Below are 24,452 nucleotides of genomic sequence, written 5' to 3'. Positions count from 1 at the left end.
GCACCTTCAGGGTGACGGTGAGGGATAAGCGCTCGCAACGGAGCGTGCGGAGGCGCCTCGGGCCGGCCTCACACCGTCGCCAGTTTCCGATACAGCTTGCTATAGCTTCCTGCCGAGATGCTCCACGAGAACGAGCGGCCCATGGCGCTGCGGCGCATGGTGTCGAGCTGATCTTGCGTCATGAAAGCCTCGAAGGCGCGACGGACGCCGCCCAGGAAGGATTCGTGTGAGGGTTTTTTGAACAGGAAGCCGGTCTCGCCGTCGGTGATGGTTTCGGCCAGGCCACCGGTCTGGTGGCCGATCGGCAGCGAGCCGAAGCGTTGCGCATACATCTGGCTGAGTCCGCATGGCTCGAAGCGCGACGGCATCAGCGTAAAATCGCTGCCGGCAAAAATGCGGCGCGCGTGGGCGTCGTTGAAGCCGATAGTGACGCCGATCGCGTCGGGGCGGCGGCGATGGGCCTCAACCAGCGCCTGCTCGAGAGCGGGCTCGCCGGAGCCGGTGACGACGATCTGCCCGCCGGCGTCGACAATCTCGTCTGCGGCCGACAGCACGAGGTCGATCCCCTTCTGGTGCACGAGACGCGCGACGATCGCGAACATCGGCCCGCGCGAGACCGCGAGCCCGAACTGCTTGCGCACATAATCCGCATTGGCTTGCTTGCCGACCCAGTCGCCGGCGCCGAATTGCTGTGCGAGTTGGGCGCAGGAGCGCGGGTCCCAGCTCTCGTCGATGCCGTTGAGGATGCCGGTCAGTTCGGCCGCATCGGAACGGACGCGCAGCAGGCCTTCCAGGCCGCAGCCGAATTCCGCCGTGGTGATCTCGCGGGCGTAGGTGCCGCTGACGGTAGTGAGGTGGGAGGCATAGACCAGCCCTGCCTTGAGGAAGGAGAGCTGGTCGTAGAACTCGACGCCGTCGATGTGGAATGAGCTTTCGGGGACACCGATCCGGCGCAGCGACTCCTTCGGGAAGAGACCCTGATAGGCGAGATTATGGATGGTCAGGACCGACGGCAGATTGCTGCCGCGCCAGGCGAGATAGGCCGGCACGAGCGAAGCCTGCCAGTCATTGGCATGGATCAGGTCTGCTGCCCAATTCTTGTCCAGTTTGCCCATGGCAAGCTCGGCGGCAGCCGAGGCAAAACGCGCGAAACGGATATCGTTATCAGGCCAGTCGCGTCCGGACTCGTCGCCGTAGGGGTTGCCGGGCCGGTCGTAGAGCTGTGAGCACAACAGCACATAGACCGGCATTCCGTCCTTGGTCGCGGCCCGGCCGAGCGAGCAGGCCGGCATCTCCGCAAACGCCGGACAGCGGCCAACGACCTGAATATGCGTGAGTTGTTCGATGATGTCGCGATAGCCGGGCAGCATGATCCGGATATCGGCGAAGGGGCGTAGCGCTCGGGGAAGGGCAGCAGAGACGGCACCGAGTCCGCCGACGCGGACGAAGTCGTCCATCTCTGTCGTGACGAATAAGACCCTCAAGAACAAATGCCCCCTGCTGATCCCGATTGCTGCTATGCAAGATCGGGTCCAGTTGTCCCAAGCCCCCCACGAGACGCATCGGTTCGGTAAAGACTTTCCTACTCAGCCGCCGCCCTTTAGGGTCGGGCGACAACGACGGGGAACATCGATGGTTCCTACGGGGACACAAGGGGAGACGTGGCCGGCATGCAGCCAGCAGATAGGCATGAGGGGACGACGACAAAGCCCTTTGCGGGCCTCAGGGTCCTGGATTTTTCGACCACCATCGCCGGCCCCCACTGCGCCCGGATGCTGGCAGACATGGGCGCCGAGGTCATCAAGATCGAGACCGATGGCGGAGAGACGATGCGGACCCGGCCCCCGCTGCGCAACGGCTGCAGCACCGTGTTCGGCCAGCTGAATGTCGGCAAGAAGAGCGTGGTGCTCGATCTCAAGTCCGAGGACGGACGAGAGGCGGCGCGCCGGCTGGCGGCGACTTCAGACATCCTGGTCGAGAATTTTCGCCCGGGCGTGATGCGCCGCCTGCGGCTCGATTACGACAGCCTGCGTTCGGCCAACGAGAGGCTGATCTACTGCTCGATCTCCGGCTACGGCCAGAGCGGTCCGTCCGCCGAGCTGCCGGCCTATGCGCCGGTGATTCATGCCGCCTCGGGCTACGACATGGCGCATCTCGCCTACCAGCCCGGCCGTAACAGGCCGGACTATTGCGGCATCTACCATGCCGACGTCGTCACCGGCACCTACGGCTTTGGCGCGATCGCCTCCGCGCTCTACCAGCGCACGGCGACCGGGCTCGGCCAGCACATCGACGTCTCCATGCTTGAATCGATGCTGACGCTGACGGTGATCGAATTGCAGAGCTCGCAATTCGCGGTGAAGCCGCCGCCGCGCCCGATGTTCGGCCCGACCGAGACCGCCAGCGGTTTTGTCATGATCACGGTCGCCAGCGAGAAGACGTTCCGGGCCCTGATGGGCGTAATCGGCCGGCCCGAATGGATCTCCGATCCACGCTTCTCTTCCTATGCCTCGCGGCGCGAGAACTGGGCCGACATGATGGACGGCGTCGAAGCGTGGTCGCGACAACTGTCGACCGACACATGTCTTGTCGCGCTGAGCGCAGCCGGCGTGCCGGCCTCGGCCTATCGCACCATCAAGGAAGCCCTTGATGATCCGCAGCTCGCGCACCGGCAGGCACTCTCATCGGTGGAGGATGGAGGCGGCGCGTTCAGGGTGATCAATCTGCCATTCCGAATGACGGGAGCCGACACCACGCCAGGCAAGACCATGGCCGAGCTCGGTGAGCATACGCGCGCACTGCGCGAGGAGATCGGCCTCCGCGAGGCCCCGTCAGTTTAAGCGGCGCGGCTAACGGGTTTGTCTCGTTCCACCAGCCATGGCATGGTGGTAGCGATAACGAGAAGCATGCCGGGAGGATTCCGATGAAGAGTTTCAAGGTCGCCGATTTCAAGGCGCCGCTGCAGGAGTTCGACGAGGCGACGCCGCAACCTTCGGGCACGCAGGTCCTGATCAAGGTGAAGGCCGCCGGCGTCTGCCACAGCGATCTCCACATCTGGGAAGGCGGCTACGATCTCGGCCATGGCCGCAAGCCGCTGTCGCTGAAGGAACGCGGCATCAATTTGCCGCTGACCATGGGGCATGAAACCGTCGGCGAGGTGCTGGCGTTCGGTCCGGACGTGAAGCCGACCGATCAAGGCGAGCTCAGGCTCGGCGATACCGGCCTGGTCTATCCCTGGATCGGCTGCGGCAAATGCACGACGTGCCTGGCCGGTGACGAGAACATGTGCCTGACACCGCGCTCGCTCGGCGTCTATTGCGACGGCGGCTATTCCGATCACATGCTGGTGCCGCATCCGCGCTATCTGCTCAATCTCAAAGGGCTCGATCCGGCGTCGGCCGCGCCCTACGCCTGCTCGGGCGTCACCACCTACAGCGCGCTGAAGAAGGTCGAGCAGTACTTTGACACGCCCATCGTGATGTTCGGCGCCGGCGGCCTCGGCCTGATGGCGCTGTCGCTGCTGAAGGCAATGGGCGGCAAGGGCGCGATCGTGGTCGACATCGACGCCAAAAAGCGAGAAGCCGCCGAGAAGGCCGGCGCGCTTGCGACCGTCGATCCCAAGGCGGGCGATGCGCTGGAGCAACTGGCCAAGAAAGCGGGCGGGCCCATCCGCGCGGTGATCGACCTCGTCGGCAATGCCGCAACGACGCAGCTCGGCTTCGATTGCCTGACCAAAGGCGGCAAGCTCGTCATCGTCGGCCTGTTCGGCGGCGGCGCGACCTGGGCGCTGCCGCTGATCCCGATCAAGGCCGTGACGATCCAGGGCAGCTATGTCGGCAACCTGCGCGAGACCCAGGAGCTGCTCGACCTCGTCCGCGCCAAGAACGTCGCGCCGATCCCGGTGACGACGGCGCCGCTGAGCAAAGCCAACGATGCGCTATTGCAGCTGCAGCAGGGCGCAGTGGTCGGGCGCACCGTGCTGACGCCGTAATTGCGCACTCTCTCCTCCGTCATTGCGAGGAGCGAAGCGAAGAAGCAATCCAGAAATCCCTCCGCGGAGACAGTCTGGATTGCTTCGTCGCCAGCGAAAAATTGCTTCGCAATCTTGTCGCGGGCTCCTCGCAATGATGCTCGCTCCTTCCTCGAGGCCTCTTAAATGTCCGCAAACAACGCCTTCCACATTGCCGTGCTCGCCGGTGACGGCATCGGTCCCGAAGTCATGGCGCCCGCGCTCGAAGTCCTGCGCAAGATCGGGGCGAAGTCGGATTTGCGCTTCCGCTTCACCGAGGCGCCCGCCGGCGCCAACAATTATCTGGCGACCGGCAAGTCGATGCCTGACTCGACCATCAAGCTCTGCGAGGAGGCGGATGCTATCCTGCTCGGAGCCTGCGGCCTGCCGTCGGTGCGTTACCCCGACAATACCGAGATCGCGCCGCAGATCGAGCTGCGCTTCATCTTCGATCTCTATGCCGGCGTGCGGCCGGCGCGGCTGATACCCGGCGTGCCGAGCCCGATCGTCGGTGCCGACAAGCGCGGTATCGATCTCGTCGTGATCCGCGAATCCACCGAGGGCCTGTTCGCCTCGATGGGCAAAGGCGTCGTCACTCATGACGATGCGCGCGAGACCATGGTGATCACGCGCAAGACCTCGGAGCGCCTGTTCGACTTCTCGTTCCGCCTGGCCGAGCGGCGCAAGGCGCGCGGCAAGCAGGGCTCGCTTGCCTGCGTCGACAAGGCGAACGTGTTCAAGGCGTTCGCGTTCTTCCGCGGCATCTTCGACGAGATCGCGAAGAAACATCCTGGTGTGAAGACCGATCGGCTCTATGTCGACGCGTGCTCGGCGATGCTGGTCAAGCGTCCCTGGGATTTCGACGTGATGGTGATGGAGAACATGTTCGGCGACATCGTGTCCGACATCACCGCGAGCCTGATCGGTGGCCTCGGCATGGCACCCTCAGCCGACATCGGTGACACCTACGCCGTGTTCCAGCCGTGCCACGGCACCGCGCCCGACATCATGGGACAGGGCAAGGCCAATCCCACGGGGATGATCCTGTCGGCGGCGATGATGCTGGACTGGCTTGCCGACAAGCACGGCGTCGAGAGCGCGATGGAGGCGGGCGAAAGAATCGAGCGCGCGGTGGATCAGGTCTATGCCGACGGGCTCAAGCCGATGGAGTTTGGTGGCAGCAACGGCACGGCCGACATCACGAAGGCCGTGCTCGCGGCCCTGTAGCCGCCCCCGCGAGAGAAAGGGGCCTCGCGGCCCCTTCGTCGTTACCAGCGGCGCCAGTGGCGATGGCCCCAGCCCCACGGACGCGGGCCGTAGAAACGCCGAGGGGCGTAGAAGCCGTAGGCGCCGTAATAGTTCGGGCGCCACCAGCAGCGGCCCCATGGATTACAAACCCAGCGCACCTGATCGACATGGGCGGCCGGACCGCTGGCGACCTTGTCGGCCTGCGGAATGCCGTTCGGCATCGCCGCGAGCGCTTGTCCCGACGCCAGCGCCACGCTGCCGAGGGCAGCCAGACCAAGAACAGCCAATTTGAGTTTCATCGCGATCTCCCTCGTTGGTGCCGGGAGAACTTGCGGCAAATCAGTTGGTTGCAATCGCGGCGCTGTGCGGCGAGGAATTTAATCTTCGTGAATGAAGGTTCAGCTTCTCGGCGTCACTTCCCCGAAAACTGCGGCTTCCGCTTCTCCATGAAGGCCTGCCGGCCCTCGCGGAAATCGGTGCTGTCCATACATGCCGTGCCGATCGCCTTGATGGCGTCCATGTCGCGCGCGCTCTCGTCCTTCAGCACCTCGGCGATGGTGATCTTGGCCGCCTTGATCGCGAGCGGCGCGTTCTGCGAGATCGTGATGGCGATCGCCATGGTCTCGCCCCAGAGCTGGTCGTCCGGGATCACGCGTTCCACGAGACCGATGCGCAGCGCTTCCGTGGAATCGATGCGCATGCCCGTGTACATCAGGAGCCGTGCCCAGGACGGACCGACCAGCGACACCAGGTGCTTCAAGCCGTCATAGCCATAGGCGATGCCGAGCTTCGCAGCGGGAATGCCGAATTGGCTGTCGTGCGCCGATATCCTGATGTCGGCGAGCATCGCGAGCTGCATGCCGCCGCCGAGGCAAAAGCCCTGGATGCATGCGATCGTCGGCTTCGGGTAATCGGCGAGCAGCGCGCGCTGGGCGGCGCTGCGCTTGCCATACTCTTCGGAGGCTGCCGCGTTGTGCCTGACCTTCTCGAACTGGCTGATGTCGGCGCCTGACACGAACGCCTTCCCGCCGGCGCCACGCAGGATCACGACGCGCACCGCGTCGTCGTCGCGCAAGGCCGTCAGCGCTTCGCCAAATCCCTCCCACATCTCCAGCGACATCGCGTTGCGCTTGTCGGGATTGTTGAAGGTGATGATGCCGACGCCGTCGGTCACCTGCTTGAGGATCTTGCCGTCGGCGTGGGGAGTTTCTTGGGACAGATCAGGCATCGCGCGCTCGCTCCTCGGTTGGCGAGGCGTAATGTGCTGTCAGGCCGAGGCCCGGGTCAATCGTGGCGGGGATGCGGGCTTGCATCCGGCCGTGCCGCCATTGCATGCCTATTGCGGCATCCTATTGGGCCATGTGCGCGGTCAGCGGATGGTTGCCGGCATTGCTGAAGAACGCCGCTTCTTCGGCCGTCGCCTCCAGCAACTGCTCGTCCTGGTTATAGACGTCGTTGCGGAACTGGATGGTCTGGTCCTTGGTCATCCAGGCCGTCAGATAAATCCAGGTCACCGGCACCCTCCTGGCCATGGCGACCTCCTGATGCTGACCGGTCGCGATCTCGGCGTCGATCGCTGCGCGCGTCCATTTCGGCTGGTCCTTGAGCAGCCAGGCGGCGAGATCGCGCACATTGTCGACACGGGAGCAGCCGTGGGAATCGAAGCGGTAATCGTCGCTGAACAGGCTGCGCTGGTTGGTGTCGTGCATATAGACCGAGTACGAGTTCGGCATGTCGATCTTCACGGCGCCTAGCGCGTTGAAGCTGCCGTTCTGTTGGCGCACGGTGAAATTAGGCGTGTGCGTGCCCGACCAGTCGACCGAATGCGGATCGATCGGATTGTCGTGGCCGTCGAGCACCTCCATGTGCATGCGCGACAGATAGGTGGGGTCCTTGCGCATGTGCGCGGAGATCTCGGTCTGGGCGATCGAGGACGGCACCGTCCAGGTCGGGTTGAGGACGACGCCGGTGATCTCCGCCGTCAGCGTGGGGGAGGGCTTTTCGGTCTTGCCGACGATGACACGATAGCGCCGCACCACGACGTCGTTCTCGACCGCCTCGGCAAAGGCCGCGGGGATGTTGACCACGACATAGCGCCGGCCGAAGCTGAAATTGGTGTTCTCGAGCCGCTCCAGCGAAGCCTCGAGCTGGCGAATGCGCTTCTGCACCGGGACATTCATCGCGGCGAAGGTGCGCGGCGTCATCAGGCCGGTCGGCGCAAGACCGTGGCGGGCCTGGAAGCGCTTCACGCCGTCGGCGAGATCCTGGTCGAAAGCACCGCTCGCCTTCTCGGCCGCGAGATCGCCGGTGAGGATCAGGCGCTTGCGCAGCAGATCGTCATTGGCGCCCTGGACGCCGAGTGCGAACTTGGCGTCCGCGGGGATCGTCGGCCAGCCGCCGCGCACCGCGAGATCGGAATAGCTCAGCGCCGCGTCCTTGATCCGCTGGGCGGTGCCCTCGTCGAAGGTCGGCTCATGGGTCAGCGCCAGCGCTGCGGCCGAGCGACTCTCGGGCGTCGACGCCGATGCCGCAGCCGCGGTCTTCGGGACGGCAGCGTGGGCCGGGTTGGCGGCGGCCGGGACAGTGCCGGACGGGGCGGCCGTCTTGGGCCCGGCCTGACCGGTGGTCTCGGACTGCGCGAATGCGGACGCGCCGGCGAGGAGGCCCACGGCAATGATCAAGGCATGGCATTTCGGCATCTGTCTGGTCTTTCCCATGAGGTCGAGGCCCCGTCGGGCGCTCGCATCGGCAATGTTCGGCAGCCCATGCGGCCAACGCCGATTCGCTGAAATCGGCGGGACGCTAGGGCATCGGGGTTACGGTCCCACTAAGCAAGTCGTCTCGAAGCGCCCGGGCGTGCTCGCCGGGCCTCTCTCGACTGGGTCGCAGCAAGGCTGGGGCGGGTTCGCGAAATCAGCGATCGATGGCCGTCAAAAGCGAATGAAGGCAATAAAAAAAAGGCGGCCACGCCGCCCCAACAACCAAAGCTCGCGCACACGTGGCGCGGACCAAATCTGATCTCCTCATGTTCCGGACATCATGCTCCCAGACATCATGTCTCAGGCATCAGGTCTCGCCAATCCAGCCGCGCCCCCGCGACGCGGCGGATTGAACATCGGCCATGAAGGCCGGACCTTCGACCGGCTCAGCTCTCGTTGGCCGCGATCGATTCCATCAGCGAGACGAGCTGACGCTGCACCGTCTGATCCTTGATCTTGCTGTAGGCGCGCAGCAGGCGGAGGCTGAAAGCCGAGTCCAGGAACAGGAGGCTTTCGACTTCGCGGGCCTTGTTGTCGCCGTCATAGAAGAAGGTCACCGGCACGTCGAGGGCGGAGGCGATCTGCTGAAGCCGAGCCGCGCCGACGCGATTGACGCCCTTCTCGTACTTCTGCACCTGCTGGAAGCTCACGCCGAGCTTTTCGCCGAGCTCGGCCTGCGAGATCTTCATCTCGACGCGCCGCAGACGGATGCGCTTGCCAAGCTCGATGTCCGGCTTGCCGGCGCTGCGCTGCTTCATTCTCTTCGCCGCTGCTTTCATTTTCGTTTTCACCTTTGTTCTTCGGTTGAAAATCCCCCGAAGAGCTGGGTCAGGGGTTCGCCCATATAAGAGTCCTTGAATTCATGCGGATGCACGAATTCTTCCTTAAACCACGGGAAGCGAGCCGGATTGAAAGCTTCGATCAGCCAGTCAATCATGTGCCGCACGCGAGGAATCCGGCCACTACCAGGATGGTACGACAACCAGATATCCAGCGGTCGGTTCAACTCGACCTCCAGTGGAATCAGCTTCCCGCCAAGCGCAATGGCGTAACTCGGGAATACGCCGATTCCGGCGCCATTGGCGACAGCCCAATAGTTGGCGCTCGAGACGTTGGTCTTCATGACCAGAAGGTCACGTTCCGGAACGCCCGGGAAGAAGCTCTCAAAGGTTTCCTTGGCGGCGATCTGATCGGCGAATTGCAGCACAAGGCGATGCTTGATCAATTCCAGAGCCGAGCGCGGCGCGCCATATTTCTCGACGTAACCCTTGGAGGCCCAGAACATCAAATGCATGCGGCCGAGCCGCACCAGCTTGACGTCGAGCGCCGAGGGACGCGACAGATGGATAGCGACGTCGGCCTCGTGGCGGGAAACGTCGGCCGAGCGCATCGCGCAGTGCAGGTCGACCAGGACATTCGGATAGGCCTGCTGGAATTCGACCAGCCGCGGGGCGAGCCAGAACGTGCCCAACCCTTCCGTGACGGCGACGCGGACCTCGCCGGTGAGCGCGTTGGCCGTCGAATCGCTGGTGCGCAGCACGTCGAAGGCCGCCGCCTCCATGCGCTCGACGGCGGAGACGACCAGTGCGCCTTCATCGGTGAGGTGAGTGCCGTGGACGTCGCGGGTGAAAAGGGTTGTGCCGGTCTGGCGTTCGAAATCGTCGATTCGCCGGCGTACAGCATTGATCGACAGGGACAGGCGTTCGGCCGCCGAGCGAAAACTTCCGCGTCGAACGACTTCCAGGAAAATGCGGGCCGCGTCCCAATCGGAGAGGCCGCTGATGTTTGTCTTTAGGCGTTCTTCCTGTGGAACGCCCCTTTCCGCTAAGGAGTGCATACAAGTCCCTTCGGGTTGCTAAACTGGCAGAATCCAGCGCAAACCACAACCACGGCGGGTTGCGGGGTGGCGAGTTTTGAACGCCATACTTACCGCGCCCGAGACGGTATTGGGGTGTGTCTGGCGCTGGGAATCGGGCTAATTCTTGCCCGGAAGAGGGGTAGACGTGCATTCCGTTGCGAGCCCAGGAATGGCTGCGGGAATTGCGTGGTCCATGCGGACCGCAGGGCGGCGTGCGGGATTTGGGCGTGTCCCCGGAATCGATCAATCGCATCCGGCCGAATGTTTTGTCATTGACCGTTGCGACGTTCGCCGCGTCAACCGCAGAGCGATGCTGTCTGGAACCGCAGTTTCCACGCGAACACGCATTGAAATCGTCTTCGAGAGCACGGACTCTCCGTGCTATCCTCGGTTCGCTTTGGGGGCCGAGGGGATCGCTTCAAGCACGTCTCGTAGCTCGAATTAACTGAAAGAACTCCGGTGTCGCATTCAGACCAACAATTGCAGTCCGTGCTCGAGACGCTCGAGGAGTGCCGCAAGGTTCTCAAGGAGAGCAACAGCCGTGAATCGGCTGAGTTGCTTTCGATCGTCATCCTCGACGTGAGGATGAAGCTCAAAGGAATTGACAGTGCCGACCTCAAGGCGCTGTGCGACGAAATGCTGCGGAGCGCTGCCAGCGAGCCGCTATCCCCCTCCAAGCAGACGCAGGACCAGCCCCGGCGTCCGCTGCTCCGCGTGGTGAAATAGCCGCGCCGCCTGATCTCGCTTTTTGGCGAGATTTGTGCGCGTCCCGATGCCGTATCTGTGATCGCAGACGGCATCGGGAGGAGCCCTGGTTTGATTGCGCCTCTGTTGCGCATTCCCCGGCATCGGCTACACCAGAGCCGGTTCGGCTCCGGTCCCGCGCGCATTCCCCGCGCCCGGCCCGAGGGCCCGGGATGGCTCCGACTGCATCATGCAACATGTTTCGATTACGGCCGCGCTGATTGCCGGTCTCGTCAGCTTCCTCTCACCCTGCGTCTTGCCCCTGGTTCCGCCCTATCTGATCTATCTCACCGGCGCCACGATCGAGCATGTCGAGAGCAATGAGCCGGAGACGGCCTCGAAGCGCGCGATCATGATGGCGGCGCTGCTGTTCGTGCTCGGCTTCTCCACGGTGTTCGTGGCGCTCGGCGCCAGCGCCTCTCTGATCGGCTCGATGATCCGCGCCTGGTCGGCGGAACTGTCGATCCTCGCCGGCATCGTCATCATCATCATGGGCCTGCACTTCCTCGGGCTGACGCGGATCGGCCTGTTGATGCGCGAGGGCCGCTTGAGCGCGCCAAAACCCGTCGGCCTCTGGGGCGCCTATGTGATGGGACTCGCCTTCGCATTCGGGTGGACGCCCTGCATCGGCCCGATCCTCGCCGCGATCCTCTCGATCGCCGCGGCTGAAGCGACGGTGACGAAGGGCGCAGGGCTGCTCGCGGTCTATTCCGCAGGTCTCGGCGTTCCCTTCCTGATCGCAGCGCTGATGATCGAGCAGTTCTCGAAACTATTCGCCCGCATGAAGGGCCAACTCGTCAATGTGGAGCGCGCCATGGGCGTGCTGATGGTGATCACCGGCATCGGCTTCCTCACCGGCGCGGTCTCCAATGTGAGCATCTGGCTGCTGGAGACGTTTCCGGCACTGCAGACGATCGGGTAGGCGCGCGGCTCTCCCCGTGGCGGCCTCCGGAAGTTGCTTCGGGCGATTGTCCGTCTGGTCCAACGGAAACGCCTCGAGCGCGCCTGATCAGCCGAGCTGCGCGGTGAGCAGAAATGCGTGTGCAATGACGGCATCGTGGGAGGCGAGGAGCAGGCTCAAGCACCATGGCAGGAGTGAGGCCAGCGCTATCAGTTCGAACTCGGACGCCAGCGGGGATCGGGTTCTGCCTCTGGCTCAGTGGGCAAGGGGACGCCTCCCAGGACGTGGCAGGTTTCACTGACCGTTGATTGGCGAGAGGTCCGGAAAGTTCCAAAAAGGTTCCAGTCCCTTCGTTGTGGCGCACCGGTCGAATCGCAATGAGCGTTAACTGCAGTCCCAGCTCACCCCAAATCGCGCCAGCGCCTTGCGGTCGATCTCGACACCGAGGCCGGGAGCGTCGGGCACACGAACGAGGCCCTTCACATGCTCGATCGGCTGTTTCAGAATTTCCTGCCGGATCGGATGTTCGGTACGGTCGAATTCGAGCAGCGGCTCGAGCGGCGCCAGCGAGGTCGGGGTGTGCGAGGGCAGCACGGCGAGGAGCTGAAGCGAGGCCGCGATCGCGATGCCGGTGCCCCAGACATGCGGATTGTAGCGGATGCCGAAGGCCTCGCTCATGTCGGCGATCTTCTTGCATTCCGTGAGGCCGCCGGCCGCGCAGGTGTCGGGCTGGGCGATATCGAGCGCGTGCGAGGCGAACAGATCGCGGAAGCCGAAGCGCGTGAACTCGCACTCGCCGCCGGCGATCGGGATCGTCAGCGCGGATTTCACCGCGCGATAGCCCGCAACGTCCTCCGGCGGCACCGGCTCCTCGAACCATCCGATGTCGTGGGCCTCGATCAGCCGTCCGAGCCGGATCGCGGCGACGGCGTCATAGGCGTGGTTGGCATCGACCATCAGCGCGACATCAGGACCGATCGCCTCGCGCACGGCGCGCGTAACCGCGGCGTCCTCAGCGATGCCAAAGCCGACCTTCAGCTTCACGGCGCGAAAGCCTTCCCCGGCATAGGAGGCCGCTTCATCCGGCAGGTATTCGAGCGGATCGCCCGATTTGCGCCGGTAAAGTCCGGTGGCATAGGCCTGCACCTCGTTACGCGCCGCGCCGCCGAGCAGCTGATGCGCGGGCACGCCAAAATGCTTGCCCTTGATGTCCCACAGCGCGATGTCGATGCCGCTGAGGCCCTGGATCACGACGCCCTTCTGGCCGTGGTCGCGTAAACGCGCGTAGATCGTCTGCCACAACACATCCGTGCGTAGCGGATCTTTGCCGATCAGCCAGGATGCGACGTTGTTCACCACGGCCGCCGTCATCCGCGCCGGGCCGTAGCATTCGCCCCAGCCGGTCAGGCCCGTATCGGTCTCGATCTCGACCAGCATCGCGGTGCGGGTGTCGTACCAGGCCCGCGAATAGGCAAAAGCTTGCGAGAGCTTTGCCTCGAGGAAGTGGCCGCGAATCCCCGTGATCTTCATCGCCGACATCCTCCGTTCACCGCTCCCCATCGAGCGCGCAAATGACCGTGCAGATCACGCCGCGCGGCAAGAAGTCCACCGTTGCCTCGCCGCCGAGCTGATCGCGTGCGCTGCGCTCGATCAGGCGCGAGCCGAAGCCGCGCTGCACGGGCGCCGTCACCAACGGGCCGCCGAGCTCGGTCCAGATCAGCCGCAACCGCGGCTTCGGCGCGTCGGCGATGACCTCCCATTGCAGCGTCACTCGGCCGGTCTGGTTGGACAGCGCGCCGTATTTCGCGGCATTGGTGGCGATCTCGTGCACGATCATCGACAGCACCACGGCAAGCCGTGGAGACAGTGGCACCGCGGGGCCGGCGATCCGGATTCGATCGGGATTTGCGAGCAGGAACGGCTGGAGCGCGCGCGCGATCACGTCCCGCAGCTCCGAGCCGGCCCACTTCTCCTGGCTGAGGAGATTGTGCGCTTCGGCAAGCGCGCCAAGGCGGCCCTCGAACTTTGTTCGCTCGTCGCGGCTTGCGCTGCGAAACGTCTGCACCGCGATGGCCTGCATCAAGGCGAGCGTATTCTTGACGCGGTGGTTGAGCTCCTCGATCAAGAGACTGTGCAGCATCTCCCCGCGCGCGATCGTTGTCGCCATCCGGACCGCAAAGGTCAGACCGACAAGCAGCAGCACGCCGCCGATCAGGCTGGTGATTGCGATGTTGCGCCACAATGGCGCGATCAGCGAACTCTCGGTGACGCCGGCAACGACCGTCCAGCCCGTCAGCCGCGACCGCGTATAGGCGGAGGACAGTGCGACACCATCCAGCGAAACAGTCGAGAGGGTGGCTTCCGGGGTGCGAAACATGGTGTCGTAGAGCGCGCCCGACGCCCTCTTGCCGAACGTCTCGGCCGGGTTGGGAGCCCGAGCAAATACCAGGCCTTTTGCGTCCAGAAGCGACACGGTCCATCGATCATTCGGCCGCTGCCGCTCGACAAGCTTCTGGAATATCGCAATGGGTGGACTGAAGGACAGCGCATAGGCGACTTCGCCATCGCGCAGCACGGGGACTTCGACCGTCACAATGGGCCGTTTCTTCGTCGCCCCGACGAACAGGTCGGAATATTGCGGCGCCTTGCTCGCGAACACCCGCTCGACGATCTCGTGGTTGTTGCGTGGCGGCAGGTTCATCGTTTCGGTCGTCGCCGTCGAGAACAGCTGGTGCCCGGACCGGTCGGCCAGCAGCAGGACGCTGTCCTCGCCATACTGACTGATGAAGCCGACGGCCAATCGGCGGAAGCCCTCGAAGTCTCCGTTGCGCAAGGACTCGCTGAGCGCGAGCACCTGCAGTCCGCCCGTCATCCGCTGCACCTCGGAATCGAGCACGAGGCGCATGCTTCGCACCGTCTCGAGCACCCGGCGTGTCGCATCGCTGCGGTCCTGACGGTAGTTGGAATAAGCGAGGCCGACGGCGAAGGCGATCAGCGGCAACATCGTTCCCGTGACCAGGAGAGCGAGCCGGACCGGCAGGGAGAGCTTTGACAAAAGCGGGCGTCCCGGTTCCGGCGCTGTGGCGCCGGATTATGATTTTGTCAAACCATACGGTCAGTGTGTGAGCGGCGCCACGAATTTTCGTCTCCGGGTAGCGGATCGGCGACATTTTGCAGCGCAGTCGCCCGCGCTTCAGCTCATACTTACGGCGGTGAGCAGCAGGCACACGGCATACACCGCTGCCAGGCTCAGCCCGGCGATGCGGGCTTCTCGATGCGATGTCATGTGATGAACTCCGCAGGAGCGACCGCCCTCGCGGGCGGCCGCCCCTGCATCAGGCCTTAATCAATTTCCTGCACGACGGCTCGCGTGCCGGGATCCACCAGCATCACGCGATCGCCGGAATAGACGTAGCGATACCTTGTCAGAGCCGGACCCCAATCCTCCGGAACCGCCTCGAGCGTGACGTCGCTCGGAACCGTGGCGCCGACGACGATCTTCTCCTTGGTCGTCACCGGCCGCAGATGATGTTCGGTGACGTAGGATTTGATCCGCGTCCGGTATTGCGGCTCGATTTGAACCGCCGCGGCATGACTGGTTCCAGTCGTCGTGACCACGGTCGATTGCGCGAACGCGCCGGTCGAGATCATCATCACTGCTGCGGATAGCAGGAACAGCTTCTTCATTTTGTCCTCCTCACGAATAAGCCCCGCACCAACAGCTCACAGCAGATGACGTTCCCGGCCGATAGGAACAAATTGCTAGTTTTTCCCGTTTGTAGATCGACCGGGCGCAGAATGTCCGGCAATTGGAGGAGGAGAGAATGAAGTTGAGGATCGCAACCGCAGCCGTGATGATTGCTGCATTCACCGTGCCGGCGTTCGCGGCCGACGAATTCTACGTCGTGCAGGACGTCAAGACCAAGAAGTGCACGGTCGTCGACAAGAAGCCGACCGACACCAGCATGACCGTCGTCAGCCCCTCGGGCACGGTCTACAAGTCGCGCTCGGAGGCTGAGAGCAGCATGAAGACCGTCAAGGTCTGCACGTCAAACTGAGGAGGACGACAAAAATGCCGGTTTTGATTTTGTGGGCCGTCCCCGCCGTGCTGGTGATCGGCGGCGGCATCTATTTGATTGGCCATTTCCACTAGAGCATGATCCGGAAAAGTGTGAAGCGGTTTTCCGAAAAGATCGTGCTCAAACAAGGAGCTGAAGCGCGATGACGATTCGACCCGATCTCATCGCGCTTTAGGAAAATAGCAACAGGCTTCGCGATCGCTCGCAAAGCCTGTTGCAACAAATGTCGGGATTCTCAGAGATTGCTGTCGGTGATGGCGGCGTAGACCATGCTGCGCAGCTCGCGGCGGAGCGGGTAGGCGCTCGACGGCAGCACCTGCGTCATGAAAATGGTGATCAGCTCCTCGGCCGGATCGATCCAGAACGAGGTCGTCGCCGCGCCGCCCCAATTGTATTCGCCGGGGCTGCCGGCGATCAGGGTCTCGGCGGGACGCATCGTCACCGCAAAACCGAGGCCGAAGCCGATGCCGTTGTAGGTCGCCTCCGAGAACAGTGAGCGCGACACATCAGGCAGAGCCTGTCCGCCGGGAATGTGATTGCTGGTCATCAGCGCCAGGGTCTTCGGTCCGATCAAGCGAACGCCGCCAAGCTCGCCGCCGTTGAGCAGTGCGCGGCAGAAGGTGAGATAGTCAGCCATCGTGGAGCACAGCCCGCCGCCACCGGAGATGAAGGATGGCGGGGACAGGAACGAGCTCTTGGTCGGGTCGTCCTGGAGCGTCAGCCCTTCCCGGCGCTGGCCGGCATGCATGGTGAAGCCACCGCCGGGATCGGCGTTGTAGCAGGCGGCGAAGCGATGCGCCTTCGAGGCCGGCACATGAAAATCGGTATCGGTCATGCCGAGCGGATCGAGGATGCGTGTTTTCAGGAATTGCTCGAACGGCATTCCCGAGATCTTGCCGACGAGATAGCCGATCACGTCGGTCGAGACCGAGTAGTTCCAGGACTCGCCCGGCGAGAACTCCAGCGGAATTTTTGCGAGGCTCTCGATCATGCCATCGAGCGTGCCCGATTTCTCGACCTCGCCGATCTTCTCGGCGCGATAGGCGGCATCGACATTGGAGCGCTGCTGGAAGCCGTATGTCAGCCCGGAGGTGTGGCGCAGCAGGTCGACGATCAGCATCGGCCGGGACGGCGGCCGGGTCAGGAAGTTGGGGTGGGTGCCAGCGACGAACACGCCCAGATTCTTCCATTCCGGAATGTACTTGGCGACGGGCTCGTCGATCGCGACCAGGCCTTCCTCGACCAGCATCATGAAAGCGACGCTGGTGAGCGGCTTGGTCATGGAATAGATGCGATAGATGGTGTCGTCCTTGACGGGTACCTTGCGCTCGACATCGGCAAGGCCCTGCACCGAGCTGTGGGCGATCTTGCCGCGGCGGTAGACCAGGAGATGCGTGCCCGGGAAGCGGCCGGCATCGATGTACCTGAGCTTCAGATGCGCATCGATACGGTCGAACGCGGCCTTGGACATGCCCACGGATTCGGGCGAGGCAGGGGTCGGGGCGAGCATTGGTTCCTCCAGGCTGTTTTTCTCGCACGTTGATAGCCGAAATGATGGCCCCATTCCAAGCGGTCGCGCTTAACGCTGGGCTGCCCGAGGTGTAGATTTCAGCCGGGAACGCCAAGGAGCCCGACCGGGCCAACGAGAAAATCAGGGCAAACGCACCATGACCCAGTTCAACGAGACAGAACTCACCGAAGCGGTCGTCAAGAGCTTCGACAACACGCCAGATCCGCGTGCGAAATTCCTTCTCCAAGAATTGGTGAAGTCGCTGCACGATTACGTCAGCAAGACTGGTCTCACCTTCGCGGAATGGGAATACGCCATCGATTTCCTGACCCGCACCGGCCAGAAATGCACCGACACCCGCCAGGAGTTCATCCTGCTCTCCGACGTGCTCGGCGTCTCCATGCTGGTCGACGCGGTCAACCATCGCGACCGCGATGGCGCCACCCAGACCACCGTGCTCGGCCCGTTCTATGTCGGCGAGCACAAGGTGACCGCGCACGGCACCGACATCTCGCCGAACAATCTCACGGGCGAGCGGATGTTCGTGCAGAGCCGCGTTACCGATCTCCAGGGCAAGCCGCTTGCGAACGTTCCGGTCGATGTCTGGCATGCCGACGATGACGGCTTCTACGATTCGCAGAAGGCGAACTATGCCGAGGTCGGTGCCTCGGCACGGGCGCGCTTCATCACCGACGGCGACGGCCGCTTCTTCTTCCGCACCATCCTGCCGTGCAGCTATCCGATCCCGACCGACGGGCCGGTCGGCGAGATGATCGTGCAGACCAGGCGCCACCCGATGCGCCCGGCGCATGTGCACTTCCTGGTCAATGCAAACGGTTATGAGCCGCTGATCACGCACGTCTTCATGGACGGCGACAAATATCTCGATTCCGACGTCGTGTTCGGGGTCAAGGACGATCTCATCGCCAAGGTCGAGCCGCGCAATGACCCTGAGATGCCCGACGGTGCCAAGGCGAACGGGCAATGGCATCTGATGACCTACGAGTTCCATCTCAAGCCGGGCGGCGGCATCGCGCCCAAGCCGCTCGGAACCAGGGCCGCCGAGCCCGCCTGACGACACTTTTTAGGCAATCGCTCATTTGTTGTGCGCCGCACAGGGAGTGAGCGAATCGTCATTCAAGAATTGGGCGTGTCGCGACTTTTTGATGCAATTATAGGCGCGCCTAGGATTTCATCAGGCGATCCAAGTGATTGTATTTCTTGTGTTTCTTAAGAGTGAGAGAGCTGGCACAGAGCTTGAATAGCAGGCTCTGACGCCACCGACGCCGTCACTCGACATCATCAATCAGCATCGTGAACTCGCCGCCGGGGTGAAGCCTCGGAGCATGCTTCCGCGCGTGTAGGCCCAGACTGCAACGACGCAGCGGTGCGACCAAAAGGGATTATCAATGACGAAGGATCCGTCTCTGAGTCAGACGTGGATTTCCGACTGGCGCCCCGAAGATGAGGCGTTCTGGAACGCGGGCGGCAAAGCCGTGGCCCGGCGTAACCTGATCTGGTCAATCGTTGCCGAGCATATCGGCTTCTCGGTGTGGCTGATCTGGAGCATCGTCGCGACCAAGCTGCCGCAGGCAGGCTTCCACTACTCGACCGACGAACTGTTCCAGCTTGTCGCCGTCCCCGGCCTGATCGGGGCGCTGATGCGCTTTCCCTATACCTTCGCGGTCACGACCTTCGGCGGTCGCAACTGGACCATCTTCAGCGCGGCGATCCTGTTCATTCCGACCTTGTCGCTTGCTTACTTCGTGAGCCAGCCCGACACGCCGTTCTGGCTGATGTTGCTCATTGCTTCGACTGCCGGTCTCGGCGGCGGCAATTTCGCTTCCAGCATGACCAACATCTCCTTCTTCTTCCCGGATCGCATGAAGGGCTGGGCGCTCGGCCTCAACGCGGCCGGCGGCAATATCGGCGTCTCCAGCGTGCAGCTTCTGACGCCGATCCTGATGACGCTCGCCGTCATCAACCTGTTCCAGGCAACGCCGGTCGGCGGCGTCTATCTCCAGAACGCAGGCCTGATGTGGGTGCTGCCGATCGCGATCGCGGTGTTCGGCGCCGTGTTCTTCATGAACAACCTGACCTCGGCCAAGTCGTCGATCAAGAACCAGCTTGCCATCGTCAAGCGCAAGCACACCTGGATCATGGCCTTCATCTACATCGGAACGTTCGGCTCCTTCATCGGCTACTCCGCCGCGTTTCCGCTGCTGATCAAGACCCAGTTTCCCACGGTCACGATCTCGATCGCGTTCCTCGGTCCGCTGGTTGGCTCGCTGTCGCGTCCGTTCGGCGGCTGGCTCGCCGACAAGGTTGGCGGCTCCATCATCACCTTCTGGAATTTCATCGCGATGGCGGCCGCTACGATCGGGGTGCTCTACTTCGTCGGGCAGAAGGACTTCACCGGATTCATCGCGATGTTCCTGATCCTGTTCCTGACGACGGGAATCGGCAACGGTTCGACCTACCGCATGATCCCCTCGATCTTCCGCGAACAAAACCTGTTCAAGGTACGCGGCAAGGGCGATGCAGCGCGCGCGATGGCGCTGAAGACCGCGAGCATCGAGAGCGGTGCCGCTGTCGGCTTCATCGGCGCGGTCGGTGCTGTCGGCGGCTATCTGATCCCGAGCAGCTTCGGCAAGTCGATCGCGATGACGGGCGGACCGCAGGTCGCGCTCGCCGTCTTCCTCGCCTTCTACGCCGTCTGCCTTGGATTGACCTGGTGGTTCTATCTGCGTCGCAGCCCGCAGGCTGCAGGCGCGCCAAGCCTCGCCGAGGCTCGGGTCTGACACTCGGCACCAAAATCGCTTCTCTCCGTACGCGGGGAGAAGCCGCTCTGATGACGTTTGAACAACGAACTTTTTCCGCAGCGGCGCGGACGAAGGCAGACCGAAACAGACAGGACAACATCATGACTCCTCAGCAGATCGCCCTCGTGCAGCAAAGCTTTTCCAAAGTCGCGCCGATTTCAGAAACTGCCTCGCAGGTGTTCTACGATCGCTTGTTCGAAGTTGCCCCTTCGGTGCGCGCGATGTTTCCAGAGGACATGACCGAGCAGCGCAAGAAGCTGATGGGCATGCTCGCCGCCGTCGTCGGCGGCCTGTCGAATCTCGAAACGATTCTTCCGGCGGCGTCGGCGCTCGCCAAGCGTCACGTCGCCTACGGCGCCAAGGCCGAGCACTATCCCGTGGTCGGCGCGACCTTGCTGTGGACCCTGGAGAAGGGCCTTGGCGAGGCCTGGACGCCCGAGCTCGCCACCGCCTGGACCGACGCTTACGGCGTGCTGTCCGGCTTCATGATATCCGAGGCCTACGGCTCACAGGCGCAGGCCGCCGAATAGGAGATGCCTCGTGAGTGAACCGCTGGTCATCGTCGGTAACGGTATGGCGGCAGCGCGTCTGGTCGACGAACTCGCCAAGACCGCGCTCGGCCGCTACGCGGTTGCCGTTATCGGCGATGAGCCGCGGCTCGCCTACAACCGCGTGCTGCTCTCATCCGTGCTGGCCGGCGAGACCGGCTCGCACGAGATCGAGCTGAGACCTGCGGACTGGTGGCGCCATCGCGGCGTCACCGTGCGCTATGGCTATCGCGTCACCGAGATCGACACCGGCCGCCGCGAGCTCAAGATCGCTGGCGAAGAGAGCATGGAATACTCCAAGCTCGTTCTCGCCACGGGATCGACGCCGCTGCGGCTGAACGTGCCCGGAGCCGATCTCGCCGGCGTACACACCTTTCGCGACACCCGCGATGTCGATCTGCTGTTGACGCTTGCAGCGGCCAAGAAGCGCGTCGTCGTGGTCGGCGGCGGCCTGCTTGGCCTTGAAGCGGCTTATGGTCTCGCCAAGGCCGGCGCGCCCGTGACGCTGCTGCATCTGATGGACCGGCTGATGGAGCGCCAGCTCGATGCGGCGGCTGCCGGCCTGCTCAAGACGCTGGTCGAGCGCAAGGGCATCCGCATCATGCTCAATGCCTCGACTGCCCGCATTCACGGCGAGCGCCATGTCGAGGCCGTCGAGCTTGCCGACGGCAGCCGGATCGAGGCGGACGCCGTGATCTTCGCTGCCGGCATCAGGCCCAACATCGCGCTCGCCAGGGAAGCCGGCATCGCGGTCAACCGGGGCATCGTCGTCAACGACGAGATGCAGACCGCGTCACCGGGCATCTACGCGCTCGGCGAATGCGCCGAACATCGCGGCACCTGCTATGGCCTGGTCGAACCGGCCTACGAGCAGGCGCGCGTACTGGCCCGGCATCTCGGTGGCCGACCCGCCGCCTATCCGGGCAGCGTGGTCTCGACCAATCTGAAAGTGTCCGGTGTCAGCGTGTTCTCCGCCGGCGACTTCATGGGCGCCGACGGCAGCGAGAGCCTCGTGCTGTCGGACCGCAGGCGCGGGACCTACAAGAAGCTCGTGATCGCCGACGGATGCCTGACCGGCGCCGTGCTGATCGGCGATACTGCGGAAGCGCTCTGGTATCTCGAGTTGATCCGCACCCGCGAGAAGATCGCGACGTTCCGCGCCGACATGATGTTCGGCCGCGCGCTCGCGCTTCCTTCGAAAGCTGCCTGATATGACGGCGATCGATCCGGCGCTCCGCACCGCCAAGACGACGTGTCCCTATTGCGGCGTCGGCTGCGGCGTGCTCGCAACGCCCGACGGCGCCGGCGGTGCGGCGATCGCCGGCGATCCTGACCATCCCGCCAATTTCGGCCGGCTGTGCTCGAAGGGCTCCGCGCTCGGCGAGACCGTCGGACTCGAGAGCCGGCTGCTCCATCCGATGATCCGTTGCAAGGGTGTGCTGGAACGCGTTGCCTGGAGCGATGCGCTCGATCACGTCGCCCATCGCATGCAGCACATCGTCGCGCGCGACGGCGCCGATGCGGTCGCGTTCTATCTCTCCGGCCAGCTCCTCACGGAGGATTATTACGTCGCCAACAAGCTGATGAAGGGCTTTGTCGGCACCGCGAATGTCGACACCAATTCGCGGCTCTGCATGTCGTCCTCGGTCGCCGGCCACCGCCGAGCCTTCGGGGCAGACACCGTGCCGGGCTGCTATGAGGATCTCGACCAGGCCGATCTGCTGGTCTTGGTCGGCTCGAATGCGGCCTGGTGCCATCCCGTGTTGTTCCAGCGCATGTTGAAGAACCGACAGGAGCGCGGCGCGCGGATGATCGTGGTCGATCCGCGGCGCACCGATACTGCGAGCGACGTCGATCTGTTCCTCGGGCTCAAGCCCGGAACCGATGCCGCGCTGTTCTCGGGCCTGTTCGTCCACCTCGCCGACAGCGGCGCGCTGGATCAGCGTTATATCGCGCAGAACACGTCGGGCTTCGACGACGCACTCGCACGCGCGCGCAACATCGCGGGCAGCGTTGCGGCGACTGCGCTGGCGACAGGCCTCTCCGAGCAGGACGTCGCGACCTTCTTCAGGATGTTCCGCGACACCGAGCGCGTCGTCACGCTCTACTCGCAGGGCGTCAACCAGTCGGCGCAGGGCACCGACAAGGTCAACGCGATCCTGAACTGCCATCTCGCGACGGGACGCATCGGCAAGCCGGGCGCTTCGCCGTTCTCGCTCACGGGTCAGCCCAATGCGATGGGTGGGCGCGAGGTCGGTGGCCTCGCCAATATGCTGGCCGCGCATATGGGCTTCACGCCGCCGGATATCGACCGCGTCAGGCGGTTCTGGAAGGCGCCCCGCATTGCCACCCATGAGGGGCTGAAGGCGGTGCAGCTGTTCGAGGCGATCAATCGCGGCGAGGTCAAGGCGCTATGGGTGATGGGCACGAACCCGGCGGTGTCACTGCCCGACGCGGACTTCGTGCGCGAGGCGCTGAAGAAGCTCGAGCTGTTCGTCGTCTCCGAGAACGTGCTCTCCAACGACACGGTCGAAGCCGGCCCGCATGTGCTGCTGCCGGCGCTCGCCTGGGGCGAGAAGTCGGGCACGGTGACCAATTCCGAACGCCGCATCTCGCGCCAGCGCTCGTTCCTGCCTGCACCGGGTGAGGCGCGCCCCGATTGGTGGATCCTCAGTGAGACCGCCAAGCGGCTCGGCTTCGGCGACAGTTTCAATTACAAATCCGCCGCCGAGATTTTCCGCGAGCACGCCGCGCTCTCGGCGTTCGAGAACAATGGCAGCCGCGATTTCGACATTGGCGCGCTGACGTCGCTGTCCGATGAAGCCTTCGATGCCCTGACGCCGGTGCAGTGGCCCGCGCGCGAGGGCGAGGCTCCGGGCGAACGCTTCTTTGCGACCGGGGGCTTTTTCACGAACGACGGCAAGGGCCGCTTCGTCGCGCCTGAAGTGCCGGCGCTGCGCAGCGAGACCGGGCCGTCGCGTCCCCTCAGGCTCAACACCGGGCGCATCCGCGACCAGTGGCACACCATGACGCGCACGGGGCTGAGCCAGCGGCTTGGCGCGCACCTGCCCGAGCCGTTCGTCGAGATTCATCCTAACGATGCCGCAAAATACGGCATTGCCCATGACGGCTATGCCCGCATCACCACCGATTGCGGCCAGTGCATCTTGAAAGCCGTCGTCAGTGAGGGGCAGCAGCGCGGCGCGTTGTTCGTGCCGATCCACTGGAGCGCGATGAACGCCTCGCACGGCCGCGTCGGTGCGCTGGTCGCATCGTTCACGGATCCATTTTCCGGTCAGCCGGAATCGAAGGCGACACCTGCGGCGATCGCGCCGTATGAATTCGTGTTCCGCGGCTTTGCGCTCTCGCGGAAGCAGCTCGAACTGCCGCCGAACCTGCTGTGGACCCGCGCAACCGTCGCGGGCGGGTTCGGCTATCTCTTCGCGGACAACGCCGACCTGTCGCGCTGGCCGGCCTGGCTCGACGGCCTCGCTGGCGAGGACGTGGCCGACTATCGCGATTTCGGTGGCGGCGTTTATCGTGCGGCGTCATTCGCGGGAGATCGCATCGAGACCTGCCTGTTCGTCGGCCCGGCGCACGATGCCGGCGACTGGGAGGTGGTCAAGAGCCTGTTCGCGGCCGATCGCGTCACCGATGATCAGCGCCGCATGCTGCTGTCAGGCAAGTCCGGCGAGGGCGCCGCGGCGACCGGCCCGATCGTCTGCGCCTGCTTCGGCGTCGGCCGCGGCACCATCTGCGATACCATCGCATCAGGCGCGCGCACCGCCGCCGAGATCGGAGCCAAGCTCAAGGCCGGCACCAATTGCGGCTCCTGCATTCCCGAGCTGAAGCGCCTGATCGCGGCCACGGAGGCAATGCCGGTGAAAGAGGCCAAGCTCGCTGGCGCGGCAGGGTAGGCCCGGCCCACCTCGGAAAGATTCCGGATCGCTTCGCTGCGCTCGCAATGACGGTGC

21 protein-coding genes are annotated in these 24,452 nt (G+C 64.0%); 11 read left to right on the top strand and 10 right to left on the bottom strand.

Annotation, left to right across the window (positions count from 1 at the left end; all coding sequences use genetic code 11):
* Window positions 1–68: 68 nt before the first annotated feature.
* Window positions 69–1,484, bottom strand: coding sequence for a glycogen synthase GlgA (gene glgA, locus ACVWZ4_RS01305; RefSeq protein WP_456702380.1), 1,416 nt, complete (start codon window positions 1,482–1,484; stop codon window positions 69–71).
* Between the two features lie 186 nt (window positions 1,485–1,670).
* On the opposite strand from glgA, the gene ACVWZ4_RS01300 reads away from it, so the two are divergent.
* From ACVWZ4_RS01300 to ACVWZ4_RS01290, 3 genes are all read left to right on the top strand, one after another.
* Window positions 1,671–2,840, top strand: a complete 1,170-nt coding sequence (locus ACVWZ4_RS01300; protein ID WP_456739691.1) for a CaiB/BaiF CoA transferase family protein — start codon at window positions 1,671–1,673, stop codon at window positions 2,838–2,840.
* Window positions 2,841–2,923: 83 nt separating this feature from the next.
* On the top strand, window positions 2,924–3,991 hold the full coding sequence (locus ACVWZ4_RS01295) for an alcohol dehydrogenase (RefSeq protein WP_456739690.1): 1,068 nt from the start codon (window positions 2,924–2,926) through the stop codon (window positions 3,989–3,991).
* Window positions 3,992–4,156: 165 nt separating this feature from the next.
* Window positions 4,157–5,236 (top strand): isocitrate/isopropylmalate dehydrogenase family protein, encoded by a 1,080-nt coding sequence (locus ACVWZ4_RS01290; protein WP_456702383.1) that lies wholly within the window; start codon window positions 4,157–4,159, stop codon window positions 5,234–5,236.
* Window positions 5,237–5,277: 41 nt separating this feature from the next.
* Here ACVWZ4_RS01290 and ACVWZ4_RS01285 read toward each other — a convergent pair whose 3' ends face one another.
* The 5 genes from ACVWZ4_RS01285 to ACVWZ4_RS01265 form a co-directional block, all read right to left on the bottom strand.
* A complete protein-coding gene (locus tag ACVWZ4_RS01285) occupies window positions 5,278–5,556 on the bottom strand; it encodes a hypothetical protein (protein ID WP_456702384.1) in 279 nt (92 codons plus the stop codon).
* A gap of 113 nt (window positions 5,557–5,669) precedes the next feature.
* On the bottom strand, window positions 5,670–6,485 hold the full coding sequence (locus ACVWZ4_RS01280) for an enoyl-CoA hydratase (protein WP_456739689.1): 816 nt from the start codon (window positions 6,483–6,485) through the stop codon (window positions 5,670–5,672).
* A 121-nt stretch (window positions 6,486–6,606) separates the two neighbouring features.
* The gene (locus ACVWZ4_RS01275) at window positions 6,607–7,974 is read right to left on the bottom strand and encodes a L,D-transpeptidase family protein (RefSeq protein WP_456739688.1); all 1,368 of its coding nucleotides are present in this window, start codon (window positions 7,972–7,974) and stop codon (window positions 6,607–6,609) included.
* 428 nt (window positions 7,975–8,402) lie between these two features.
* Window positions 8,403–8,774 carry a helix-turn-helix domain-containing protein gene (locus tag ACVWZ4_RS01270; RefSeq protein WP_020608151.1) on the bottom strand — a complete coding sequence of 124 codons (372 nt, stop codon included), beginning with the start codon at window positions 8,772–8,774 and terminating at the stop codon, window positions 8,403–8,405.
* A 29-nt stretch (window positions 8,775–8,803) separates the two neighbouring features.
* The gene (locus ACVWZ4_RS01265) at window positions 8,804–9,853 is read right to left on the bottom strand and encodes a LysR family transcriptional regulator (protein WP_456702386.1); all 1,050 of its coding nucleotides are present in this window, start codon (window positions 9,851–9,853) and stop codon (window positions 8,804–8,806) included.
* Between the two features lie 480 nt (window positions 9,854–10,333).
* Between ACVWZ4_RS01265 and ACVWZ4_RS01260 the strand changes: the two genes are divergently transcribed.
* Entirely contained in the window at window positions 10,334–10,600 is a 267-nt protein-coding gene (locus ACVWZ4_RS01260; protein ID WP_456702387.1) for a hypothetical protein, read from the top strand.
* A gap of 208 nt (window positions 10,601–10,808) precedes the next feature.
* Window positions 10,809–11,540 carry a cytochrome c biogenesis CcdA family protein gene (locus ACVWZ4_RS01255; protein WP_456702388.1) on the top strand — a complete coding sequence of 244 codons (732 nt, stop codon included), beginning with the start codon at window positions 10,809–10,811 and terminating at the stop codon, window positions 11,538–11,540.
* 363 nt (window positions 11,541–11,903) lie between these two features.
* Here ACVWZ4_RS01255 and ACVWZ4_RS01250 read toward each other — a convergent pair whose 3' ends face one another.
* From ACVWZ4_RS01250 to ACVWZ4_RS01240, 3 genes are all read right to left on the bottom strand, one after another.
* On the bottom strand, window positions 11,904–13,049 hold the full coding sequence (locus ACVWZ4_RS01250) for a mandelate racemase/muconate lactonizing enzyme family protein (protein WP_456739687.1): 1,146 nt from the start codon (window positions 13,047–13,049) through the stop codon (window positions 11,904–11,906).
* 16 nt (window positions 13,050–13,065) lie between these two features.
* Window positions 13,066–14,523: a sensor histidine kinase gene (locus tag ACVWZ4_RS01245; protein WP_456705212.1), complete on the bottom strand. Its 1,458-nt coding sequence runs from the start codon at window positions 14,521–14,523 to the stop codon at window positions 13,066–13,068.
* 338 nt (window positions 14,524–14,861) lie between these two features.
* Window positions 14,862–15,206 carry a DUF1236 domain-containing protein gene (locus ACVWZ4_RS01240; protein WP_456702389.1) on the bottom strand — a complete coding sequence of 115 codons (345 nt, stop codon included), beginning with the start codon at window positions 15,204–15,206 and terminating at the stop codon, window positions 14,862–14,864.
* Window positions 15,207–15,343: 137 nt separating this feature from the next.
* Here ACVWZ4_RS01240 and ACVWZ4_RS01235 point away from each other — a divergent pair, with 137 nt between their 5' ends.
* A complete protein-coding gene (locus ACVWZ4_RS01235) occupies window positions 15,344–15,577 on the top strand; it encodes a hypothetical protein (RefSeq protein WP_456702390.1) in 234 nt (77 codons plus the stop codon).
* A 256-nt stretch (window positions 15,578–15,833) separates the two neighbouring features.
* On the opposite strand, the gene ACVWZ4_RS01230 is transcribed toward ACVWZ4_RS01235, so the two are convergent.
* A complete protein-coding gene (locus ACVWZ4_RS01230; RefSeq protein WP_456739686.1) occupies window positions 15,834–17,108 on the bottom strand; it encodes a serine hydrolase domain-containing protein in 1,275 nt (424 codons plus the stop codon).
* 157 nt (window positions 17,109–17,265) lie between these two features.
* On the opposite strand from ACVWZ4_RS01230, the gene ACVWZ4_RS01225 reads away from it, so the two are divergent.
* From ACVWZ4_RS01225 to ACVWZ4_RS01205, 5 genes are all read left to right on the top strand, one after another.
* Window positions 17,266–18,183 (top strand): intradiol ring-cleavage dioxygenase, encoded by a 918-nt coding sequence (locus tag ACVWZ4_RS01225; protein ID WP_456702392.1) that lies wholly within the window; start codon window positions 17,266–17,268, stop codon window positions 18,181–18,183.
* A gap of 334 nt (window positions 18,184–18,517) precedes the next feature.
* Complete coding sequence (locus ACVWZ4_RS01220; protein ID WP_456738032.1) at window positions 18,518–19,909, top strand: MFS transporter; 1,392 nt, start codon at window positions 18,518–18,520, stop codon at window positions 19,907–19,909.
* A 122-nt stretch (window positions 19,910–20,031) separates the two neighbouring features.
* Window positions 20,032–20,460 (top strand): globin family protein, encoded by a 429-nt coding sequence (locus ACVWZ4_RS01215; protein ID WP_456739685.1) that lies wholly within the window; start codon window positions 20,032–20,034, stop codon window positions 20,458–20,460.
* Between the two features lie 10 nt (window positions 20,461–20,470).
* Entirely contained in the window at window positions 20,471–21,688 is a 1,218-nt protein-coding gene (locus ACVWZ4_RS01210) for an NAD(P)/FAD-dependent oxidoreductase (RefSeq protein ID WP_456739684.1), read from the top strand.
* A 1-nt stretch (window position 21,689) separates the two neighbouring features.
* Window positions 21,690–24,395 carry a nitrate reductase gene (locus tag ACVWZ4_RS01205; RefSeq protein ID WP_456739683.1) on the top strand — a complete coding sequence of 902 codons (2,706 nt, stop codon included), beginning with the start codon at window positions 21,690–21,692 and terminating at the stop codon, window positions 24,393–24,395.
* Window positions 24,396–24,452 lie beyond the last annotated feature (57 nt).

It is taken from the genome of Bradyrhizobium sp. USDA 4472, from assembly GCF_054058595.1.
The sequence above is the reverse complement of the archived record's forward strand: the minus strand, read 5'-3'. Positions and strand labels throughout refer to the sequence as shown.

Bases quoted from the DNA above. Each gene is read 5' to 3' on its own strand.
- ACVWZ4_RS01220 (WP_456738032.1), top strand. From the start codon at position 18,518: ATGACGAAGGATCCGTCTCTGAGTCAGACGTGGATTTCCGACTGGCGC.
- ACVWZ4_RS01275 (WP_456739688.1), bottom strand. From the start codon at position 7,974: ATGGGAAAGACCAGACAGATGCCGAAATGCCATGCCTTGATCATTGCC.
- ACVWZ4_RS01255 (WP_456702388.1), top strand. From the start codon at position 10,809: ATGCAACATGTTTCGATTACGGCCGCGCTGATTGCCGGTCTCGTCAGC.
- ACVWZ4_RS01245 (WP_456705212.1), bottom strand. From the start codon at position 14,523: ATGTTGCCGCTGATCGCCTTCGCCGTCGGCCTCGCTTATTCCAACTAC.
- ACVWZ4_RS01230 (WP_456739686.1), bottom strand. From the start codon at position 17,108: ATGCTCGCCCCGACCCCTGCCTCGCCCGAATCCGTGGGCATGTCCAAG.
- ACVWZ4_RS01240 (WP_456702389.1), bottom strand. From the start codon at position 15,206: ATGAAGAAGCTGTTCCTGCTATCCGCAGCAGTGATGATGATCTCGACC.
- ACVWZ4_RS01280 (WP_456739689.1), bottom strand. From the start codon at position 6,485: ATGCCTGATCTGTCCCAAGAAACTCCCCACGCCGACGGCAAGATCCTC.
- ACVWZ4_RS01270 (WP_020608151.1), bottom strand. From the start codon at position 8,774: ATGAAGCAGCGCAGCGCCGGCAAGCCGGACATCGAGCTTGGCAAGCGC.
- ACVWZ4_RS01225 (WP_456702392.1), top strand. From the start codon at position 17,266: ATGACCCAGTTCAACGAGACAGAACTCACCGAAGCGGTCGTCAAGAGC.
- ACVWZ4_RS01205 (WP_456739683.1), top strand. From the start codon at position 21,690: ATGACGGCGATCGATCCGGCGCTCCGCACCGCCAAGACGACGTGTCCC.
- ACVWZ4_RS01250 (WP_456739687.1), bottom strand. From the start codon at position 13,049: ATGAAGATCACGGGGATTCGCGGCCACTTCCTCGAGGCAAAGCTCTCG.
- ACVWZ4_RS01295 (WP_456739690.1), top strand. From the start codon at position 2,924: ATGAAGAGTTTCAAGGTCGCCGATTTCAAGGCGCCGCTGCAGGAGTTC.
- ACVWZ4_RS01265 (WP_456702386.1), bottom strand. From the start codon at position 9,853: ATGCACTCCTTAGCGGAAAGGGGCGTTCCACAGGAAGAACGCCTAAAG.
- ACVWZ4_RS01285 (WP_456702384.1), bottom strand. From the start codon at position 5,556: ATGAAACTCAAATTGGCTGTTCTTGGTCTGGCTGCCCTCGGCAGCGTG.
- ACVWZ4_RS01215 (WP_456739685.1), top strand. From the start codon at position 20,032: ATGACTCCTCAGCAGATCGCCCTCGTGCAGCAAAGCTTTTCCAAAGTC.
- ACVWZ4_RS01235 (WP_456702390.1), top strand. From the start codon at position 15,344: ATGAAGTTGAGGATCGCAACCGCAGCCGTGATGATTGCTGCATTCACC.
- ACVWZ4_RS01300 (WP_456739691.1), top strand. From the start codon at position 1,671: ATGCAGCCAGCAGATAGGCATGAGGGGACGACGACAAAGCCCTTTGCG.
- ACVWZ4_RS01290 (WP_456702383.1), top strand. From the start codon at position 4,157: ATGTCCGCAAACAACGCCTTCCACATTGCCGTGCTCGCCGGTGACGGC.